Raw genomic sequence first — 5063 nt, 5'->3', positions numbered from 1 at the left:
CGGACCATATCCAAGAACGTCGTTGCAGATGTCGTCGAGCAGCTCTTCCTGCTCGGCGATCGACATCACGATATTCTTGATCGCGATGATCTCATTGACGATGTCGCGAATTTCCTCGCGCGCCGATTCGCTGTCGAGTTTGGCGAGCTGGGCGAGATCGATCGCTTCGATCAGGGCGCCGAAGATCGTCGCTTTGACCTGATAATAGCTGTCCGAGCGGCGGGCTTCGATGGTCGGCGCCGGCGGCGCAGATTTGGCCGGCGACAGCGGCGGCGAGGGAACGGTGGGTGGCGATGCGCTGCGCGCAACGGCAGGCGCGCTGGAAGATGCTTCCGGCACGGCCGCGGCGGGCTTTGCGGCCCGCGAATCGCCATCTGTTCCGCTACGCTTACCAAACACGACAGTACTCCACGCGGGGTAGTTATCTTCCCCGCAACTTATCGATCAGGGGCGACAGGAGCGACCCTCGCGGCTTTTTGGCTTCGCCGCGGCCTGTCAGCCGCTGCGCGATCTGCAGAAACATCTCGGTGGTGCGATGGCCGGCGGAGATTTCCGCGATCATCTGGCCGTTGTTGGCTGCCGAGCCGAATATCTGCGGCTCGAACGGAATGGCGACAATCGGCGGACCTTCGATCGCCTTGGCGAACTCGACGGCGTTGATTTCCGGCCGTTTCGGCACGCCGACCTGGTTGAGACAGTACAGCGGCAGCCGGTCGTTGGGCCGCGATGCCTTCAGCAGGTCGAAAATGTTCTTGGTGTTACGCAGGTTGGCCAGATCGGGCGCCGCGACGATCAGAATATCGTCGGCCGCCACCAGCGCGCGCTTGGTCCACCCCGACCATTGATGGGGAACGTCGAGCACGATGCATGGCATCGTGGTGCGAAGCGTATCGAAGATCGAGTCGAAGGCGTCGGCACCGAAATCGTAGACCCGATCGAGCGTCGCCGGTGCCGCCAGCAGGCTGAGATGGTCGGTGCATTTCGACAACAGGCGGTCCATGAACGCGGTATCGATGCGGTCGGGCGAAAACACCGCATCGGCGATCCCTTGCGGAGGATCCTGATTGTAGTCGAGGCCGGCGGTGCCGAACGCGAGGTCGAGATCGGCTACCACGGAATCCAGCGCGAGGTCGCGCGCGATGGCCCAGGCCACGTTGTGGGCGATGGTGGATGCACCGACGCCGCCTTTTGCCCCGACGACGGCGATAATCCGGCCGACGGCCTTGGCTTCGGACGATGAAAACAGGCCACAGATCGAGCGCACGACTTCGATGGCGCTGACCGGCGCAATCACATAGTCGCTGACGCCGCGGCGCACCAGTTCACGGTAGAGCGTGACGTCATTGATACGGCCGATCACGACGACGCGGGTTCCGGAATCGCACACGGTCGCGAGTTGGTCGAGGCCCGCAAGGATATCGTTGCGGCCTTCGGTCTCGAGAATGATCACGTTCGGGGTCGGCGCGGTGCGATAGGCCTCGATGGCGGCCGCCATGCCGCCCATTTGAATCTTGAGATGGGCCTTGTCGAGACGGCGGTCCGCGCCCGCCGACTGTACCGCGGCAGCGGTCTCCACCGTCTCGCAGAAGGCCTGCACAGACACACGCGGGGCAGGGGCGATATGATCGTCCGTGGCCGGCGGTGTCGCGTCCGGCTGCTCTCCGGTATTTTGGCGGGCGTAGTTGATCATTTGCCTGTGTCGCTGAGTTTAGCCTTGTCGGCTTCGGGATAGGTGGTCGTGGTCGTGTTGCCCTTGCGATATTTCTCGAAGCCTTCGGTGCGCCGCATCGTGTAGGCAGGGGTTTCGGGCCGCGGTTGCACGAGGTCCGACGGATTGTCGATCATCGCGGCCATGTTGCGTTGATAGGCACATCCGAAATTGTAATACGGTTTGTTTTCGAGATAACTCTTGTCCTTGATCGAGGGCCCGAGATCTTCCGGCCACAGTCCGCAAGGCCCGGCAACCGCCGAAATCTTCGGATAGTTCAATCGTATCGTTGCCATCTGGCGCGGGTCATCCGGATGGTAATTGCGCACGACGATCCCGCGCGGCGGCACGCCGGCGGCCGAGAGCAGCGCCTGAATTTCATGGAGCGAATCCGCGGCGGCGTGGGCGTTGGGCGTGCCGACCGGCATATCGGCGGTAATCGCGCCGGTTCCCTCCTGAAGCCAGATCTGGGCCAGTCCCATCACGTCGGCGCGCTGCATGGCAGAAAGACCGCCACGTGCATGGCCGACGAAGATGACGACGGAGCGTTCGGTTTCCTGGATCGCGATCGGATGACGCAGACGATAGTCGTCGGGAACGCTCGCCGTCGTCGCCTCGTCGGTATGCGTGCAGGCGCCCAGCACGACGGCAAGACCGACAAGCGCTCCCGCAATCCGGAAGGCACGCTTGCGATCGACGGGTAAGTTGGCTGTCATCGTTTTCGTCCTCGTCCCGCCTCAGTCCGTGATAAAGCCGTAGGTGCCGCGATAATTCCGCGCCGGCTCGGTGTGACCCGGAACGCCATAGATGCGATTGATGCTGCCGAGCAGATCCGCCTGCGGATCCGCAGCCGAGGCGAACCCGTCATCGGGACGCGACAGGTCCTTCTGCGCGACGGCCCGAACGATATAGGGCGTCACCAGCACCATCAGCTCGGTCTGGTTGTTCTGGTAGTCCCGGCTGCGGAACAGCGCGCCCAGAACAGGCAAGGTTGACAGGCCGGGCAGTCCGTTGATCGCCTGTTTGGTCTGATCCTGGATCAGGCCGGCCATCGCCATCGATCCGCCCGAGGGAATCTCCAGCGTCGTCTCGGCGCGGCGGGTCTTGACCGAGGGCACCGAGATGCCGGTGATGGTGATCGAGTTATCGTTCGAGACTTCGGAGACTTCCGTCATCACCCTCAGGCTGATCCGGCCTTCCGTGAGCACGATCGGCGTGAAGTTGAGTGAAATGCCGAACTTCTTGAAGGCGATCGAAGGTGCGCATTGCCCGACAGAACCCGCGGCCGTCGTTTGGCAGGTCACGCCGGTTGGAATCGGAAATTCGCCGCCGGCGATGAAGGTCGCGGACTCGCCGGAAATGGCCGTCAGATTCGGTTCCGCCAGCGTTCGTACCACGCCCGCACTTTCCATCGCGCGGATCGTCGCCTGGACCGATGGGGTAGAGCCGAACGAGCCTACAATGCTGTTGCTGGTGATCGCCTGACCAGTTGCGGTGAACGGGTTGGCGTTGTTGAAGGTCACGGCCGAGGTGCCGTAGTTCAGGCTGCCTGAGAGGTCGACGCCCATCTGCTTGATGATCGATCGCGCGACTTCGGCGACCGTCACCTTCAGCATCACCTGATCGCGGCCCCGGACCGCAATGGAGTTGACGACCTTGTCGGCGCCGCCCGCCAGCCGTGCGGCGAGATCGCCGGCCTGTTGCGCCTCAATCGGGCTCGCGGCCGAGCCGGACAGCATCACGCCGTCGCCGACGCCTTCGATCTGGATATCGGCGTTCGGCAGCGCCTGTTTCAGCGCGGCGCGCATGCCGTTGAGATCCCGTTTGACGGCGATGTCGTAGGCCGCGATTTGCTGGCCGGACGAATCGAAGAAAACGATGTTGGTCTGCCCGACCGTGGCACCGATAATATAGGCGCGCTGGGCCGAGCGGATGACGGCGTTGGCAATCTTGGGATCGGCGACCAGCACATCCTTGATGTCGCGCGGCAGGTCGATCACCACCGAATTGCCGATGCCGAGCGCAAGGAAGCGCGCATTCATCTGGCCGTCGGCGGCCACCGGCGCCGCGGGGCGATAATCGGCCGCCAGCACCGGCGTCAGGACCGGATTGAGCACGAGCGCAGCGGCCGCTGAAAACGACAGCGCGCGGACCAGGAAGGTCCGCATCGCCAGCTGATTTCCCCTGCATCTCATATCGAGCGTCCTTTCGGTCACTTCTGTGTCGTCGTCGAGCTTTGGACGCCGTAGCGAACCACGCTGATGCTTTCGCCCCGCCTGGGCGCCGGATCGTCGGTCTTGAGTTCGACCATGTTGACGTCGGCAATGCTGCGCAGCGCCAGCGACAGCGTGCCGGTCTGGCGCGCGCGCGCCAGCGTTTCGGCCTGCTCCGGCTTGAGTTCGAGCGTGACGGTCTTGCCGACCACGGCGTTCTGGCCGTCTTTTTCCTTCGGCGCCTGATCGATGGCGAGAACGCGGATGTTCGGCAGGATGATTTCGGCGTTGACGACGTCGGGCGCGCCCGGACGTTCGGCGTTCTTGTCGCGCTTGGTGAGAAGCACGTCGACCCGGTCGTTGGGCAGGATGAAGCCGCCGGCGCCGGTCTCCGGCGAGATTTCGGTAGACACCGCGCGCATGCCGGTCGGCAGGATCGCGGCCATGAAGCCGGAGCCGTCGGCGCGGACCAGCTTCGGCTCGCGGATCGGCTCGCCGGCGATGAAGGGGGCGCGCGCGATCGAGCCGGCAACCTGGGTCGTTGCATCCGGGCGTTCGTTGCGGCGAATGAAGGTGTTGCTCGCGGTCGCGGCAGGCCAGGTCTGCCATTGCATGTCGTCGGGCGTGACCGTCTGGCCGAGCCCGATGTCGGACTTGGCGACCAGAACGTCCACGGTCTGCAGTTGCGCAACCGGCTCAGTGGGGGCAGGCTTGTTGTCGGACCCGCTGACAAGATATGCGGCAACGCCGCCGGCACCGACAGCGATGGTCAGGACGACAATGCGTGCGGTATTCATACGCTTCACTTTCCACATAACGCCGCGACGCTTCCGCCGCCGTGCTGGGAGTTGACCAGCTATTCGTCAAAGCATGGTTAATGAGGCGTATCTAAATCAACTTAACAGCGGGTTACTCGGCGCGCCCGGTTCAGCGCATGGCGAAGTGGGCGAGGTCGACCGCCTTGATCCAATCGGTCTCCGGATAGACCATCAGCGCGCCGATCGCGAGCGCGATGCCGTAGGGGATGCCGCTCTCCTTGGCGTGCAGTTTCAGCAGCCAGGCCTGGCCGGCGAACGGGTAGGGCAGCGGCCATTGCCGGAACTGCAACAGCAGCAGTGTCAGCGCGCCGCCGAACAGCGAGG

5 protein-coding genes and 1 pseudogene are annotated in these 5063 nt (G+C 63.9%); all 6 read right to left on the bottom strand.

What is annotated here, in order from left to right; genetic code table 11:
- Positions 1 to 399: pseudogene (locus ABR948_RS28155) on the bottom strand (CpaF family protein); the annotation flags it as partial.
- 22 nt (positions 400 to 421) lie between these two features.
- Complete coding sequence (locus ABR948_RS28150) at positions 422 to 1690, bottom strand: CpaE/TadZ family protein (RefSeq protein WP_428124355.1); 1269 nt, start codon at positions 1688 to 1690, stop codon at positions 422 to 424.
- Complete coding sequence (locus tag ABR948_RS28145) at positions 1687 to 2424, bottom strand: CpaD family pilus assembly protein (RefSeq protein WP_428124353.1); 738 nt, start codon at positions 2422 to 2424, stop codon at positions 1687 to 1689. The genes ABR948_RS28150 and ABR948_RS28145 overlap by 4 nt, the downstream gene beginning before the upstream one ends.
- Before the next feature lie 21 nt (positions 2425 to 2445).
- A complete protein-coding gene (locus tag ABR948_RS28140) occupies positions 2446 to 3903 on the bottom strand; it encodes a type II and III secretion system protein family protein (RefSeq protein WP_428124351.1) in 1458 nt (485 codons plus the stop codon).
- A 17-nt stretch (positions 3904 to 3920) separates the two neighbouring features.
- A complete protein-coding gene (gene cpaB / locus ABR948_RS28135) occupies positions 3921 to 4718 on the bottom strand; it encodes a Flp pilus assembly protein CpaB (RefSeq protein WP_428124349.1) in 798 nt (265 codons plus the stop codon).
- Between the two features lie 130 nt (positions 4719 to 4848).
- Positions 4849 to 5063, bottom strand: a 215-nt coding sequence (locus ABR948_RS28130; RefSeq protein WP_490337856.1) for an A24 family peptidase, incomplete at its 5' end; no start/stop codon positions are given.

Source organism: Bradyrhizobium sp. (genome assembly GCF_050014615.1).
Classification (GTDB): Bacteria; Pseudomonadota; Alphaproteobacteria; order Rhizobiales; family Xanthobacteraceae; genus Bradyrhizobium.
Note: the sequence above shows the minus strand (reverse complement) of the source record. Positions and strands in the feature narration are given on the sequence as shown.

Coding starts and splice junctions, on each gene's coding strand:
- ABR948_RS28150 (WP_428124355.1), bottom strand. CDS start 1,690: ATGATCAACTACGCCCGCCAAAATACCGGAGAGCAGCCGGACGCGACA.
- ABR948_RS28145 (WP_428124353.1), bottom strand. CDS start 2,424: ATGACAGCCAACTTACCCGTCGATCGCAAGCGTGCCTTCCGGATTGCG.
- ABR948_RS28140 (WP_428124351.1), bottom strand. CDS start 3,903: ATGAGATGCAGGGGAAATCAGCTGGCGATGCGGACCTTCCTGGTCCGC.
- cpaB (WP_428124349.1), bottom strand. CDS start 4,718: ATGAATACCGCACGCATTGTCGTCCTGACCATCGCTGTCGGTGCCGGC.